The organism is Leptolyngbya sp. FACHB-541 (assembly GCF_014695875.1).
Lineage (GTDB): Bacteria > Cyanobacteriota > Cyanobacteriia > Elainellales > Elainellaceae > JAAUTN01.
This window is the reverse complement of record NZ_JACJPC010000102.1, coordinates 72,917-86,221: the sequence shown is the minus strand read 5'-3', so window position 1 is coordinate 86,221 and position 13,305 is coordinate 72,917. Positions and strand designations below refer to the sequence as shown.

The following is a 13,305-nucleotide window of genomic DNA, read 5'->3' as shown; positions in this document are numbered from 1 at the left end:
GAGTTGAATGTCGAGTTGAATATACTGATGGCAACCCCTCCGAAGTGCGACTCATGACCTCATCGGTGCCCCCGCCCCTTCAGGTGTTCATCTCTTACTCTCACAAAGATGAAGAGTTGCGAGAAGAACTGGACATTCACCTGGCTAACTTAAAACGTCAGGGCAAGATTGGAGTGTGGCACGATCGCGCCATTGAAGCCGGGGCCGAGTGGGATGCTGAAATCAAACACCAGCTCGAAACCGCAGACATTATTCTGCTGCTGATTACACCTCGCTTCGTCGCCTCAAACTATTGCTATGACCTGGAGATGCAGCGAGCAGTGCAGCGCCACGATGAGGGCAGCGCACGAGTGATTCCGATCATTGTGAAGCCCTGCGACTGGCAAGACAGCCCGTTTAGTAAGCTGCAAGTGCTGCCCAAGGATGCCAAGCCCGTCACTAAATGGGACGATCGGGATGAAGCCTTTCTCAATGTCGTGCAAGGAATTCGTCGAGCCGTGGAGACGCTTCAGGTAAAAAAGTCTGAGGGGGTGCCTTTAGAAAAAGAGGCGATCGCCCCCACTCCTCCACTGCTCACGCCTGCCATCGGTACGGGCGAACGGGCATTGGGTACGAGCGAACGAGCATTGGGTAGGGGCGAACGGCCGTTCGCCCCTACGTTCTCTACCTATAAGGCGGAAACCTGGACGGGACGAGCGGAAACGGTTGCTGACCTCACCGATGCTCTAATTGCCGGATGCCGTCTGCTGATCATTTATGGCATGACGGGCATTGGCAAAACCGCTCTGGCTGAAAAATTGGCGGCAGATCTCCTGGTGAATGGGGCTGTTGGTACGAGCGATCGCCTCTTCCTACCGCCCGAAATCAAGTTTCACCGAATTTCCTTTGACATTGGTACGCCGTCTACCGACTTTACACGAGGGGCGATCGCCATTTTGCAGGCGATCGGTGACGACACTGCCCAACAGTTGCCCGACGAACAAATTTTGCTCTACCTGCTCAAAGCGTTAGAGCAGCATCCCTACTGGCTTCAGCTTGACTCGCTAGAATATCTGCTGCGCCAGTCTAGCGATGGCTCTTACCAGTTTGCCGATGCCGTCTGGGTCGAGTTTTTTGGGCAACTGCTCAACTCGCCCCGCAGCCAGAGCCGCCTGGTTCTCACTTCCCAGGCTCTCCCCGCCGACCTGGTAGACCGGATCTATCGCTATGACCAGCTTTGGCACGAATATTCCCTGCGCGGACTGGAAGCTGACCACTGGCTTGACCTGCTCCGTAACTATGGCATCACACCTTCGACCGACACCGAACGCGACCATCTTTGTGCGATCGCCAGCTACTTTCAAGGACACCCGCTGATCCTCAAAATGATTGCGGGCGACATCCGCAGTCGCTTGTTTGGCGGCAGCATCACCAAATATTGGACGGAGTATTACAACTGCCAACCACACAACCCGCGCCAACCCTCCTCAACCCTGCGCCAAAGCCAGGAACAGCGATCGCGTCAGTGGGTAAGCCAAACCATTCAACAACTGCCCGACCTGCCCCGCCAAATGCTTCAGCGCTGCGCTGTCTTCCGTCGCCCCGTTGCCGAATCGTTTTATCTGCAAATGCTGGAAGATGTCTCAGACTCCGACCGCACCGCTGCCCTCACCACTCTCAAATCGCGCAATCTGGTCGAAGACATCGACATTCAGGCTGGACAACTCTTGATTCAACAGCACAACCTAATCCGCGACAGCGCTTACGCCCAACTCAAAGCCAATTCTTCCATTTGGGAAACCGCGGAACGCACCGCTGCCTGTCTCTGGCTCACTGCTTACATTTCACCCTCGAACACCGAACGCATCGAAACCGTGCGCGGCTACTTAGAAGCCTTCGAACACTACTGCAAAGTAAAAGACTGGAATGCCGTAACTTTAATTGCTTGGATTAAGTTAAATACACCTACTGATAATTATTTTTGCTGGCAGCTAGGAACCTGGGGCTACTATCGAGAGCAGATTCCGCTTTTCAGGAAGCTGTTAGACATCGCTCAAGCAAAAAGTAATTGCCAGGAAGAAGGATGGGCATTGGGTAATTTGGGGAATGCGTATCTTTCTCTAGGGCAGTATGAGCAGGCAATCACCCTCTACCAGCAATCTCTCACCATTTCTACAGAGATTGGCGATAGAGAGGGCGAAGGCAGTGGATTAGGCAATTTAGGGAATGCGTATCTTTCTCTAGGGCAGTATGAGCAGGCAATCACCCTCTATCAGCAATCTCTCACCATTTCTACAGAGATCGGCGATAGAGAGGGCGAAGGCATTATGTTAGGCAATCTGGGGAGTGCATATCTTTCTTTAGGGCAATATGAGCAGGCGATCGCCCTCTACCAGCAATATCTCACCATTTCTACAGAGATTGGCTACAGACAGGGCGAAGGCAGTGGATTAGGCAATTTAGGGAATGCGTATCTTTCTCTAGGGCAATATGAGCAGGCGATCGCCCTCTACCAGCAATATCTCACCATTTCTACAGAGATTGGCTACAGACAGGGTAAAGGTGTTGCCTTAATGGGTTGGGGAGAAACGCAAATTAAATTACAGCAGTATCCAGAAGCACTAGAAAACTCCCTTGCAGCCTTGGCAGTTTTTAGAGAAATTGGCGATAAGGCTAACGAAGCCGAGGCTTTGAAAAATTTGACAGAACTGCATCAAAAACTGGGTGAGGCTGACGTGGCGCGAGAGTATTGTGAGCAGGCGTTGGCGTTAGCAACCGAGCTAGGCATTCCGCTGGTGGAGGAGTGTCAAAAACTGTGGGAGGAGTTAGGTTTCCTCTGAGGTATTTTGCATCAAGACTCGCTCAATGCTCAAACACTAGAATGCAAGTTGCGATCGCACAGTCCAAAGAACATCCGCAACAGTCCGAGCAAAATTGACATTTCACCAATGCCATACAGCAACGATTCAGACACTTCACCCCTGGATGCTAGCTGGTAAAACTTCCACCCCTCACCATTGGTGACAATACCGTAGATATCCACATCCCGCTCCATCTGACGGTTCACCCATTGGCAAGTGTGCATTTCTACCAAGCATTGGGCAGCGCCTTGCTCAAAGTCATCCTTCTTAGCCTCAATGACGCATCCAAAAGGAGCTTCCAGATAGGCTCGCCGCTCAGCAATCAGGTAGTCCACATTGCCGCAAACTTTTTCCCCTTCCAGGTAAGCCCCCTTCCACACCTTCAAACGTTCATAGCCCTCCAATCCTTCTTCACAGATGGCATCAATGAGCAGCGTTTTGGATACTTCTAGGCTTTCAAGGTCAAACCGCTGTAGCCGCTCCAACCGCTTGCAAAAGAAGTCACTGATGGGGGCTGGTTCTGCTGTCAGTTCCTATCGCTTTAGCTCAGTTATTCCCAGATGCTTAAAAGCTTCTCGGTAAGTAAAGCTGGAAAAAGGCTTCTTTCCTTGCTGAGTCGCTTGAGTCATAGGTCAATAAGAGAGAACAGGAACCTTTGATAGTAAGGTACTAGCTCATTGAGGATTGAAGAGAACTACCCTTCATTTAATCCCAACTTCGTTGCGTCTGAAGTTAGAACTGGTTGTGGGGCAACCAGAACTCATTTACCGTGACTCGGCGATATAGCCTCGTTTGTTAACGAGGCGCGACATTGGTTTGTGGGACTGGCATAGCAGAGAGAGGAAAGAACTTTGGGCTATCGCTCTACTGTAAATAATGCTGGTCATGCTTTTCTAAACCTGGACGCGTTATTTCAATGGAGGTTAGAGTGAATTGAGAGATTGTTACAAAACTGAGAAATTTCCAATGGATAAGTTTCTACGTGGCTTTATCGCAGTTGAAAAAACTACTCAGATCGTTGCTTTAGCTGGTGTAATCCTATTCCTGGGTTATTTGGGGCTGACCAGCATTCAACATGACCAAATGCCCTCTATTCCTGATGTACCAACCACACAGCAATAAATTAGAAATGCGGCAGCATAAACGGGTTTCTGCATTAAATGCAAGGTTTTAACTACACTCTACTTCCTGACTGATAGAGGATTGAGCCAGAGCAAAATTGCATCTCTAAGCTGGTTCAAATCTCGGTAAACTTCCTGCTTAAAAAGCTGACCGATCGCATCTAGCGGTGTGAATATGGAGCCAGTTTGCCAGCCAACTTCTTGCCCCAGCGGAGTTAAGTGGCTGCCTTTAAGAATTTTTAGAGCGGTCATGTCAGGAAAGCGATTGAGCAGAGCTTCCGTCAAATCTTTGGTTTGATCAATGTCGTCGTTGTTGAACTTGATCAGTAAGTTGCGTCGCACCTGATATTGCCGCTCAATCAATTGGTTAGTTTCCTCAGGAGAAGGGACAAACTCAACCGCAAAGGCAGGTGAGAACTGAGTAAATTGCTCAACTAACGGGATCGATCGCCTTGCTGGAAAGTTGTTAAACGAGATCAAAATATTCCCAGCTCGTTCCTGCGGATAGAGGCTACCGATCAGCAAATGCAGCTTGCAGCCCATGCTGTGACCGATGCCATAGATGGGCTGATAACGCTTTTTGAAGACGTTGGTTTGCAGATAGTCTTGAGCGACGATGAAGTTTTGCAAGACCTGACGGGCGATCGCTGTGTGATCCATCGTGTTCACAAACGGGGTCGCAACAATGGCGTAGCCCTGACGCGCCAAGTTTTCTAGCAGCCAGCGATAGGTGACTTGAGGAGCTGCTGCTACAAATGCGCCCCCCAGAAAATGCACAATCGCCGTCGGTCGAGAGGGCACCAGAATCCAATTTCCTGAAACTTCCTGCCAATCCATTGCCCTAATCATTCTCCAAGCCAATCAACCTTCTTTATCCTAAGTGCTTGGATTGGAGATGTGTAAAGGAGTGATGGGTTGAGGCTACACAACCCAAGGATCGGGAATCTCTTCAGGCACAAAAAATTCCTGGTTACGCTCAGGCTGGGTGATTTCGAGATAGATGTGTTCTAGCTTTACTGGATAGCGGGAAACGGATTCCAGCGGAATGCCGGCAAATCGATCGAGGATTTCTTTTAACTCCAGCGATTCTGGTAGCCAGAAGGCAAGATCGCTGCCATAACGTCGAGGGGTGAAGCCGGATTCACGGGCACGGGCGATCGCCTCTTCTTCCTGGTCTGTTTGCACCACCACAACTTCCTTAGCGGGAATAGACTGCTGCAACTCTTCCAGGGTGCCTTCTGCCATCAGTTGACCGCCTTTGAGAATGCCGATGCGCTGACACAGCCTTTCTGCTTCGTCTAACAGGTGTGTGGTTAGTAGGACGGTGATTCCCTGTCCCTTAAGCTGGCGAATCAGTTCCCAAATTTCGTAGCGGGCTTCAATGTCTAATCCAGTTGTGGGTTCGTCTAGAATGACCAGCTTGGGGCGGTGGACGAGGGCGATCGCCATACTCAGTCTTCGCTGCATTCCGCCGCTGAGTGTTTCTGCTGGACTGTTGGCGCGATCGCTCAAATTCACCGCTTCGAGGCAATCTTGCACCTGCTGTCGCCGCTGTGTGCGAGAGAGTCCATAAATCTGAGCAAAAAAGTTGAGATTTTCGGCACAGGTAAGACTGCGATAGAGCAGATTTTCCTGAGGCGCAACGCCAATCAGTTTCTTTGTTACTTCTGAAACTGTTCGTCCGCCAACTTTAACGACTCCGCTGTCTGCCTGCAACAGATTACAGATGATGTTAATCGTGGTGGTTTTGCCTGCGCCATTGGGACCCAACAATCCATAGATTTCGCCTGCGTGGATTGATAGGTTCAGGTCTTGCAGAACGGGGCGATCGCCATAGCGTTTGTTGAGATGTTGAATTTGCAGCACAGATGCTAAAGTCTCCTTTCTCGCCAAACCATTCGCCGATAGGCTAGCCAACCACCAGCCACCATCAGCACTGCAAAAATCACCAAAAACCAGAAGTGGAAGGAAATTTCGCTTATGCCATCACCAATTGCAGAAACACCCGTCAAAGCCAAATTCATGTGGTAGATCGGATTAAATTCAGCAATTTCTAACAGTGTTTCTGGGAACAACTCCGGCGGCAAGAATGCCCCTCCCAAAATCAGCAGCGGCACGCCAAAGGTTGCAACCAGGGCATTCACATCTTCAGTGCGACGAGCAAATTGAGTACCAAGAATAAACCCGACTCCGACATAAGCGGCAATGCTAAGCAGAATGATAGCGATCGCCAATCCCCACGACCCGTTGAACTCTGCACCTAAGAGAGCGGCGATCGCGTACACCAGCAGACTTTGCCCAATTCCAATACAGCTATGAGCCAGAAAAATTCCTAGGAAATAAGACGTGCCGCTAAGAGGCGAGATGAATAGCCGCTTCAACGTGTGTTGCTCTCGCTCAGAAACAACCGTGGCGACACTTCCACCCAAACAGCTAAAAAACAGTGCCGCTCCCACCAATGTTGCCGGAGCCGCCCGCTCAAACGCATCCCCAGTTGAAAGCTGTGCCCGCTCTGCCAGAATGTAGCCGTTTAACAGCAGCACGGAGACTGGAAAAATTGCCCAGAAAATTAGCGATCGCCTCCGCCTGCCCAACTCAGTCAAAATTCGCTGCGCGACTGCCAGTGTTTCCCGCCAATACTTCAACGCCGTGTCCTTACTGACAGAACCGAAGTGATCATAACCTGAACAGCCAGAACTAATACTTGAATGGTTGAGAGTACGCTCAAACTTTCGTTTCCCTTAAGCAAGTTCTCGGCTCACTGGAGTGACAATCTAGTCTGGATTCACTCAAAAAGGAGATAAGCATGATTCACGCTTACGCAGCCCAGACAATAGGTGGAAAGCTGGAGCCATTTGAATATGATCCAGGTGTCCTGAGAGACGAAGAAGTAGAAATTGATGTTGAATATTGTGGGATCTGCCATAGCGACTTGAGTATGCTGAAGAACGATTGGGGAGTGAGTCAATATCCCCTGATTCCTGGTCATGAAGTGGTAGGAACGATCGCGGCGGTGGGCGATCGCGCCAAAACCGTTAAGGTCGGTCAGCGAGTAGGTTTAGGCTGGTTTTCCCATTCCTGTATGCACTGTGAGTGGTGCATGTCTGGCAATCACAACTTGTGCTTAACTGCAGAGCAAACCATAGTCGGTCGATATGGAGGGTTTGCCGACAAAGTCCGTGCCCATGAAGAATGGGTCACGCCATTACCAGAAGGAATTGATCCAGCAAAGGTCGGGCCGCTATTCTGTGGTGGCATTACTGTCTTTAACCCGATTGTTCAATTTGATGTGAAGCCGACTGATAAAGTTGCAGTGATTGGCATTGGCGGGTTAGGACACATAGCACTGCGATTTCTGTAAGCTTGGGGCTGTGATGTTACTGCTTTTTCAACAAATCCTGATAAGGAGGCTGAAGCTCGTGAAATGGGAGCTTCTCACTTTGTTAATTCCCGTGATCAGAAAGCGATCGAGTCGGCCGCTAATTCATTTGATTTCATTCTCTCAACGGTGAATGTGGATCTCGATTGGGGAATGTATGTCAATGTGCTACGTCCCAAAGGGCGACTGCATTTTGTTGGAGTTGTGCCCAATGCGATTCAGGCAGTTGCTTTCCCTCTAATTATGGGTCAAAAATCTCTATCGGGTAGTCCTTTGGGTAGCCCCACTACCATCGCAAGAATGCTCGATTTTGCTGCTCGTCATGGGATTGAACCTGTCACCGAGACCTTCCCTTTTAGCCAAGTGAATGAAGCAATGGAGCATTTAAAGGCTGGAAAAGCACGATATCGAATCGTGCTGAAACATTAGGGAAAAGGGGCGATCGCCACTAACTCACAACCCGCTGCAACGTCACCGTGAAGTCGGGATAGGAAATAGCAGCAGCTTCAGCACGTTGGATGGTGGTGGTGCCTGTGGCAGTGAGGGCGGCGATCGCCAGACTCATTGCAATCCGATGGTCAGTATAGCTATCCACTTCAGCCCCAACTAAAGATGTTCCGCCTGTGATTTCTAAACCGTCCGGTAACTCGGTGATTTTGGCTCCCATGCGGCTGAGTTGGGTAGCCATGACGGAGAGGCGATCGCTTTCCTTGACCCGCAGCTCTGCGGCATCGCGGATCACAGTTGTGCCCTGAGCAAATATAGCCGCGACTGCCAGAATCGGAATTTCGTCAATCAGGCGGGGGATTAGATCTCCTGCGATCGTGCAGGCTTTGAGGGAACTGTGGCGCACGCGCACGTCGGCAACGGGTTCACCTGTGACAGTACGCTGATTCTCCAGAGTGACATCGGCTTCCATCTGGCTCAGCGCTTCCAGGATTCCGGTACGGGTGGGATTGATTCCCACATTTTGAATCAGCAACTCAGAACCAGGGACGATCGCAGCAGCGACCATCCAGAAGGCAGCAGAGCTAATGTCTCCCGGCACAACCACCGTCTGCCCTTGCAGTTTTGCCTGTCCTGTCACCGTTGCGCTACAGGTTTCTAGATCAACCTTCACCGTTGCCCCAAATGCCCGCAGCATTCGTTCGCTGTGATCGCGAGATAGGGCAGGTTCGGTGACGGTTGTTTCCCCTTCTGCCATTAGTCCTGCTAGCAGAACGCAAGATTTCACCTGGGCTGAGGCGATCGGGGAATGGTAGTGAATTGGCTTCAACGCCTGTCCTTGAATTGCCAGTGGTGCTAATCCGCCAGAGCGGTGCCAGATTTGTGCGCCCATTTGCTGCAAAGGCTGAATAACGCGAGACATGGGGCGCGATCGCAGCGACGCATCCCCCGTTACCGTAAAAAATCGCTTTGCATGGGATGCCAGAATGCCCATCATCAGTCGTATTGTCGTGCCGGAATTGCCTGCATCCAGTACATCCTTTGGCTCCTGAAGCTGTCCTAGACCAATTCCCTGAACCGTCACCAGTTCAGAATTAAGCTCTGAGATTTCCGCGCCCATTGCTCGAAAACAGGCAGCAGTGCTGTGCGGGTCTTCCCCCAAGAGCAAACCCCGGATTTGAGTTTCTCCCTGAGCGATCGCCCCCAGCATCAGCGATCGATGCGAAATGGACTTATCTCCTGGGATTTGAACCTGACCCTGGAGCGATAATCCAGAACTGGGTGGGGCGATCGTCAGAGAATGGTGATTTTCGTAATGATTCAACGTAATAGTCGCAGTTGCCATTAGATACACTGACATGGAGTGGCGCTAGCCATCCTACCGTTTTCTTGCCCCCAAAAACATGCTCAGCCACCATCCTAGACCTGTTTGTCTTTCGTTTACGGCTTTGGATTTGCCCCTCTGGTCAGTACTGGAAACGTCGGCAACCCTCTATCAGAGAGAAAACGAACAGTTTCACCTGCTGTTGACGGAGCCTTGGGTGCAGGAGCGGGCCGATATGCCACTTCCAAGAACTTCGTCTGAAATCACACCTGAAGTGGCAACTTTATCGGGCAACCAAACACCTCGGCTGCTCTGGCTAGAAATTTCTCCCTATCGCGTGATCATGACGATGCAGGGAAACGGTCAGTTTAGCTATCGCCACTTCTGGGAACAGGGGGTTTACGGCATCAGCCGCTACTGGCTGCAAGGTGACACGAGTGGCAATGAACAGTTGCGCCTGCGAAACTTTACCCGCAGTTTGAAGCTGATCGGTGGTGAACTGCCTCACCATTTGCGGGTGGAATATGAGCTGTGGTCGGGCAAGGTCCAGCTTGGACATTACGTGATGAATGTCGAAATTCGCCATTGAGAATCTCTTCTCATAATCCCGGCATTGGCGTAGAGATTCAGAAATAGCTATTCCCCGGTAGGGGCGTTTCGCGAAACGCCCGCTACGAGATTCGCGCTTCTAACCCACAGATTCTCTAAAGCAGTGAAGTCTTTTTCCTGGAACTGCTCAGCCTCAAGCTAGCCCAGCAAAGCAAATAGTGAGGTGACCTGGGTGAGTAGCGAGGCTAGCTGGTGATGGGTGAGTCCAGCCTGGCGGGCAATGAAGCTAGTCCAGTGAGCAGTCAGGCTGACCTAGTGGGTGACGAAGCTAGCCTAGTAGGCAGCGAGGCTAGCCTAGTGGCGGGGGAAGTCCGTCTAGTAAGTAGTGAGGCCAGCTTAGCGACGGACGAGGACAGCCTAGCGAGTGACGAAGCTAGCCTAGTGAGCAGTGAGGTCAGCTTGCTGAGTAGTGAGGCCAGCTTAGCAACGGACGAGGCTAGCCTAACGAGTGACGAAGCTAGCCAGATGTAACGAGGGGACTCGGCTAGTCCAAGAAGTTAGCGTCCTTCCTACGAATGACTCATGTCAGTGAACAATAGGCTAGGCTTGAAAAGTGAGTGGCTAACCTCATTTAATAGATGACTTAACGCATCTCTATTACTAAATATCCAGATATAAATATCAATACAAGTCAGTTATGAACTTTAGTGCTGCTCTGCCTACCTTTGTCATTACCTTACGCGAAGGGGTGGAAGCTGCCCTAGTAATTGGTATTGTCCTGGCTTATTTAAGGAAAGCAAACCAGGAGCGGCTCAATCCCTGGGTCTATAGTGGCGTGGGAGTTGGAATCGTCGCCAGCATCATAGTGGGTGTGCTGTTTACCGGACTGGTGCTGGCGGTTGAGTCTGCCAATCAATCCTACGCTCCAGTAGTGAAGCCGCTGCTAGAAGGCTTTTTTGGGCTGTGGGCGATCGCCCTCTTAAGCTGGATGCTAATTTGGATGACCCGCCAATCCAGCTCTTTAAAGGGAGAAGTCGAGCAATCGGTAACAAAAGCGTTGCAAAAGACCGATCACGCAGGTTGGGCAGTGTTTGGGTTGACGACGATCGCCGTTGTGCAAGAAGGGTTTGAAGTTGCGCTGTTTATTAATGCTCAGTTTCAGCAAGGCTGGATGGCAGTGCTAGGGGCGATCGGAGGGCTAGTCGCCGCAGTGGCGATCGGTGTAATGCTGTTTAGCTTAGGCATTAAGATCAATCTCCGTCGCTTCTTCCAAATTTTAGGTGTGATGTTGCTGTTAATCGTGTCAGGACTGGTTGTCTCCGTCCTCCGCCACTTAGATGCAGCAATAGTGAATCTGGTTCAGGTCAATCCCAACTTTGCACCGCTTTGCTTTAGTCCTGGATCATCTTGCATTCTGGGCCCACAGATTTGGGACGCTTCACAAATCTTGCCCGATCGCCAATTTCCGGGCGTACTGCTCAAAGCATTCCTGGGCTACACCCAAAAGCTTTATTTGGCACAAGCAGTAGGCTATGTGATATTTCTCAGCATCATCGGCAGCAGTTACTTGAAGAGTGCTTTCAACTGGCAGGGTTTGTCACTCGCCAGTAGCCAGCCTCTGCAAAACTCCACAACCTCTCGCTCAAACCAAGAAGACCTGGAAAAATCCAACGGGTAGAGATGCAGCATTTTGGCAACGAATGTTGTTCTATCTCAAAGAGTAGTTGCTGGATGTTACCCATTGCTTAAAAAGAACTGGGCAGAAGCACTGAAACACAGCGTCTCTGCCCACAAAACTCTTTGAAGGAAGTCAGTCTTAACTCAATAAAAGGCGTTGCTCGATTCTTTAGACCACGCTGTTGAACAAGGAAGCCCACAAAACTCCGGCTGTAGCGATCGCCAGCAGCAGATTGGTAAAAAATCGACCCGCCTCGGTATTGAAGCCCAATATCTTGTCCTCTTGCCCAGCGGTAAAGAACAGCGACCAGGCCTGATTAACATCCAATACTTCTGCTTGGGCATTGAAATCAGGTCTAAATACGACAGGTCCAACCAAATACTTGTTAGGAAAATCAAAATCGGTTTTCACAATAGTTCTCCAAAATACTACGGTTTACCCGCTTAGTCTCAAAAATATCAGCGGCTCAACTAGAAATTGGTTAGCCAGCTAAGGACACCGTGTCCCGTGGTCGCTTCTATAATCAGCGCTGAGATAAAACCAATCATGGCTAGCCGTCCATTGAGCTTCTCTGCATATTCGTTGAAGCCAAATCGCTGCGTGTCATCGACATACATTTTGGGTTCAACTGCGTAAACGTTTGCCCGTCCGCCTTCTTCAATCACTTGTCCAGGAGCCATGTCGTATTCCCCGTTTGCTTAACCTTGTGTAAATGAATGTAACACAATGTAAATAATTGTTGCAACAGCCTTGACACTAAGTTTCTTTACGACAGCTAAAGACATAAGTTTGAGCACGAGAGTTTTAGCCTGAGCCTAAAGTTGGCTCCAAGCTAACAGAACAACTTGTCGTCGTAGCAGCTAACTTGGAGCTGCTACGACTAATAGCTGCTATGCATCGGCTGCTATGACGTATCAACGCTAGCGGCTAATCTCTCTGCCTACTCCTTAAATTGCCAGCATTGAATTCTTCAATGTTGCGAAATACTGAAAGCGGCTGATGGCCAAATGGAATGCCAAGCAGTTTCAGCGAAATTGCAACACGCCGCACATAAGGCGAGTCCAACATTCCAATTAATTGCATAATCCTCTTTACCTGAGAGAGAAGCGCCAGCTATAAGCCAAATCTCAGGAGCATACTAGCCAATCCTCCGATAAATCTGATGAAGCCACCGCCACCGCCACCGCGTCCGTTTGCTTCTTCGAGGGCTTCTTGCGCTTCTACGATGCCTTCAGCCACTTGCACTGAGGCGAGTCTGCCGTTTTCATTGCCTTCGGCAGCAAAAAGCTGTTCGGCTCGGTTGGCATCAGCGATCGCCCCCTCTTCATCGCCCAAGCGATAGCGGGCAAGGCTTCGCGCTAGATAAACTGCCGAGAAATCAGGTTCTTTGGTTAATGCCTGGTTGTAATAGTCGATCGCTCCGCTAAAGTTGCCCCGCTGAAATTCTGCAATGCCCCAGCTATAAAACTGCTGGGCCCCAATTAATTCCTCAGGCAGCCCGATCGCCCCTTGCAGAATTGCGCCGTCCAGATTAGCTCCTTCCAGGTTTGCTCCGTACAGGTAAGCTTCTCGCAGATCCGCACCTGCCAAATTTGCCCCGCTCAGGTCAGCCCCGCTGAGATTTGCCCTGACCAAAACAGCCCCAGACAAGTCTGTATTTGCCAGATTGGAGCCGCTCAAGTTTGCCTGATTTAAGTTAGCGAGACTCAGGTTCGCTTGGCTCAAATCTACTGCCGATAGGTTAGAAAACACCAATCCGGCTCGGCTCAGGTCACAGCTTTGACACTCGCGAGTAGACATCAACTGCTGGACGTGTTGCAGATTCTCGGCTTTGGCAGGTACAACCCAAAAAAGCGCGGCAAACAGCGTCAGAGAGGCAAAGTTGTGGAATTTCATGGCGATCGCCCGATGCGTTTGCACACAAAGTTAGCATCTAGCGCAACTTATGGCTAGTTTGCTGTAACGAG

13 protein-coding genes and 2 pseudogenes are annotated in these 13,305 nt (G+C 50.4%); 6 read left to right on the top strand and 9 right to left on the bottom strand.

Annotation, left to right across the window (positions count from 1 at the left end):
• Positions 1-53: 53 nt before the first annotated feature.
• A complete protein-coding gene (locus H6G00_RS21755) occupies positions 54-2,819 on the top strand; it encodes a tetratricopeptide repeat protein (protein WP_190798341.1) in 2,766 nt (921 codons plus the stop codon).
• A 29-nt stretch (positions 2,820-2,848) separates the two neighbouring features.
• Here the strand turns inward: H6G00_RS21755 and H6G00_RS21750 are convergent, their stop codons facing one another.
• Positions 2,849-3,325: a hypothetical protein gene (locus H6G00_RS21750; protein WP_242042421.1), complete on the bottom strand. Its 477-nt coding sequence runs from the start codon at positions 3,323-3,325 to the stop codon at positions 2,849-2,851.
• Between the two features lie 481 nt (positions 3,326-3,806).
• Between H6G00_RS21750 and H6G00_RS21745 the strand changes: the two genes are divergently transcribed.
• Positions 3,807-3,962 (top strand): hypothetical protein, encoded by a 156-nt coding sequence (locus H6G00_RS21745; RefSeq protein WP_190645263.1) that lies wholly within the window; start codon positions 3,807-3,809, stop codon positions 3,960-3,962.
• A gap of 59 nt (positions 3,963-4,021) precedes the next feature.
• Here H6G00_RS21745 and H6G00_RS21740 read toward each other — a convergent pair whose 3' ends face one another.
• The 3 genes from H6G00_RS21740 to H6G00_RS21730 form a co-directional block, all read right to left on the bottom strand.
• Entirely contained in the window at positions 4,022-4,798 is a 777-nt protein-coding gene (locus H6G00_RS21740; RefSeq protein ID WP_190798340.1) for a DUF1350 family protein, read from the bottom strand.
• 84 nt (positions 4,799-4,882) lie between these two features.
• Complete coding sequence (locus H6G00_RS21735; protein WP_190645265.1) at positions 4,883-5,827, bottom strand: ATP-binding cassette domain-containing protein; 945 nt, start codon at positions 5,825-5,827, stop codon at positions 4,883-4,885.
• Between the two features lie 5 nt (positions 5,828-5,832).
• Positions 5,833-6,606 (bottom strand): ABC transporter permease, encoded by a 774-nt coding sequence (locus H6G00_RS21730; RefSeq protein WP_190645266.1) that lies wholly within the window; start codon positions 6,604-6,606, stop codon positions 5,833-5,835.
• A gap of 161 nt (positions 6,607-6,767) precedes the next feature.
• Between H6G00_RS21730 and H6G00_RS36770 the strand changes: the two are divergent.
• A pseudogene (locus tag H6G00_RS36770) lies at positions 6,768-7,769 on the top strand (NAD(P)-dependent alcohol dehydrogenase).
• A 19-nt stretch (positions 7,770-7,788) separates the two neighbouring features.
• On the opposite strand, the gene aroA reads toward H6G00_RS36770, so the two are convergent.
• Positions 7,789-9,132, bottom strand: coding sequence for a 3-phosphoshikimate 1-carboxyvinyltransferase (gene aroA / locus H6G00_RS21720; protein WP_190798339.1), 1,344 nt, complete (start codon positions 9,130-9,132; stop codon positions 7,789-7,791).
• A gap of 58 nt (positions 9,133-9,190) precedes the next feature.
• On the opposite strand from aroA, the gene H6G00_RS21715 reads away from it, so the two are divergent.
• From H6G00_RS21715 to H6G00_RS21705, 3 genes are all read left to right on the top strand, one after another.
• Positions 9,191-9,700: a hypothetical protein gene (locus H6G00_RS21715; protein WP_190645269.1), complete on the top strand. Its 510-nt coding sequence runs from the start codon at positions 9,191-9,193 to the stop codon at positions 9,698-9,700.
• Between the two features lie 215 nt (positions 9,701-9,915).
• Positions 9,916-10,191 (top strand): hypothetical protein, encoded by a 276-nt coding sequence (locus H6G00_RS21710; protein ID WP_190645270.1) that lies wholly within the window; start codon positions 9,916-9,918, stop codon positions 10,189-10,191.
• 166 nt (positions 10,192-10,357) lie between these two features.
• Entirely contained in the window at positions 10,358-11,338 is a 981-nt protein-coding gene (locus H6G00_RS21705) for an FTR1 family protein (RefSeq protein WP_190798338.1), read from the top strand.
• A gap of 168 nt (positions 11,339-11,506) precedes the next feature.
• On the opposite strand, the gene H6G00_RS21700 is transcribed toward H6G00_RS21705, so the two are convergent.
• The 4 genes and pseudogenes from H6G00_RS21700 to H6G00_RS21685 all read right to left on the bottom strand — a co-directional run bounded on the left by H6G00_RS21700 (position 11,507) and on the right by H6G00_RS21685 (position 13,258).
• Positions 11,507-11,749, bottom strand: coding sequence for a hypothetical protein (locus H6G00_RS21700; RefSeq protein ID WP_190798337.1), 243 nt, complete (start codon positions 11,747-11,749; stop codon positions 11,507-11,509).
• Between the two features lie 59 nt (positions 11,750-11,808).
• Positions 11,809-12,018 carry a chlorophyll a/b-binding protein gene (locus H6G00_RS21695; RefSeq protein WP_190798336.1) on the bottom strand — a complete coding sequence of 70 codons (210 nt, stop codon included), beginning with the start codon at positions 12,016-12,018 and terminating at the stop codon, positions 11,809-11,811.
• Positions 12,019-12,289: 271 nt separating this feature from the next.
• A pseudogene (locus H6G00_RS36765) lies at positions 12,290-12,421 on the bottom strand (glutathione S-transferase N-terminal domain-containing protein); the annotation flags it as partial.
• Between the two features lie 30 nt (positions 12,422-12,451).
• The gene (locus H6G00_RS21685) at positions 12,452-13,258 is read right to left on the bottom strand and encodes a pentapeptide repeat-containing protein (RefSeq protein WP_199318639.1); all 807 of its coding nucleotides are present in this window, start codon (positions 13,256-13,258) and stop codon (positions 12,452-12,454) included.
• Between the last annotated feature and the right edge of the window lie 47 nt (positions 13,259-13,305).

What these genes read in the sequence shown, in the direction of transcription:
- H6G00_RS21755 (WP_190798341.1), top strand. Translation starts at nt 54, where the DNA reads ATGACCTCATCGGTGCCCCCGCCCCTTCAGGTGTTCATCTCTTACTCT.
- H6G00_RS21745 (WP_190645263.1), top strand. Translation starts at nt 3,807, where the DNA reads ATGGATAAGTTTCTACGTGGCTTTATCGCAGTTGAAAAAACTACTCAG.
- H6G00_RS21740 (WP_190798340.1), bottom strand. Translation starts at nt 4,798, where the DNA reads ATGGATTGGCAGGAAGTTTCAGGAAATTGGATTCTGGTGCCCTCTCGA.
- aroA (WP_190798339.1), bottom strand. Translation starts at nt 9,132, where the DNA reads ATGGCAACTGCGACTATTACGTTGAATCATTACGAAAATCACCATTCT.
- H6G00_RS21715 (WP_190645269.1), top strand. Translation starts at nt 9,191, where the DNA reads ATGCTCAGCCACCATCCTAGACCTGTTTGTCTTTCGTTTACGGCTTTG.
- H6G00_RS21710 (WP_190645270.1), top strand. Translation starts at nt 9,916, where the DNA reads ATGGGTGAGTCCAGCCTGGCGGGCAATGAAGCTAGTCCAGTGAGCAGT.
- H6G00_RS21705 (WP_190798338.1), top strand. Translation starts at nt 10,358, where the DNA reads ATGAACTTTAGTGCTGCTCTGCCTACCTTTGTCATTACCTTACGCGAA.
- H6G00_RS21695 (WP_190798336.1), bottom strand. Translation starts at nt 12,018, where the DNA reads ATGGCTCCTGGACAAGTGATTGAAGAAGGCGGACGGGCAAACGTTTAC.